Here is a 1,074-nt window from a genome sequence, read left to right on the forward strand (position 1 = left end):
AAATGTCCCACTAGTTGAAGCATCTGGAGCATAACCATCATTTACAAACAAGGCATATCTTGCAGCATTAGCAAATGTTGCATAGAAGTTAAAGTAGCCGTTTAAAGTTGTTCCAGTCGTAACAACAGTCCATGTATGTGTATCAGGATCACTTTCATAAGCAAGAATAACAGTTGTTCCATCCTCAACGTTTGTTTGTGCTGTATCGCCAAGATAGAGCCTTCCTGAAACAAGGACATTATCACCAACTGCCGGTGCAGAAGCAGGAGTCACATTGGAGATATTGTATTTAAGATAGACATAGACATCAGAAGGAACACTATCTTCTACATAATATTTTCCTTCTTTTATATTCGATTGGCTTGTTCTCAATACAAAATTACCCGGACTAGAAAGATAATAGTTATCAAGAATATTCCCGGATACATCTTTTAAGTAAACATTCCCCGCTACAGTAGTCTTTCCTGTAATGAGCTCACCCATTACATAGGTAGGAAGATTTGTATCATCTGATACAGTTCTTAAACCAGTAATATTTGCTTTTGCTACTGGAACCTTGCCTACCACAACAAGAGAAAACACCATTGCAACAACAAGTAAAATACTTAGAAATTTTCTCATAATAATGTTTCGCCTCCTTTCAAAAGCGATGTAGTTTTTTAAAATTTTTAAACGTTTAAAAATTTTACTTTTCTTTGTTTTTGTATCCGTTTCTCACCTCCACTTTTAAGTGTTTTAGTTTTATTTTTAAACTACTTTTGAATCCTGAAAGCCTTTGCCTGTTGCTAAGGAAACGCACCTTAAGTGCCTTAGCAAAACAGTTAGCAAAAAGCCATCAACACCCAAAAGTAGTAAAAATCGCGTTTAATTTATTTTCAGTTTTCAAGGTCAATTTCGGAAGGACAAACTGAAACTACAACCTTCCACTTATAATATGCAAAAGTTGTGCCAAACTGAAAATTTACCATAAACATTATAGCACAATAAATCATATATTTACAATCTTATGTAAAATTTTTAACATTTTTATTTTTTATTATTTCTTTTCTTTTACTGTGTAATAAAAGCACAAAA

Annotated in this window: 1 protein-coding gene; it reads right to left on the bottom strand. The window is 33.1% G+C overall.

What is annotated here, in order from left to right; genetic code table 11:
• Positions 1–621, bottom strand: a 621-nt coding sequence (locus K6343_01645) for a hypothetical protein (GenBank protein ID MEF3244676.1), incomplete at its 3' end; no start/stop codon positions are given.
• Positions 622–1,074 lie beyond the last annotated feature (453 nt).

The sequence above is a fragment of the Caldisericaceae bacterium genome (assembly GCA_036574215.1).
Lineage (GTDB): Bacteria > Caldisericota > Caldisericia > Caldisericales > Caldisericaceae > Caldisericum.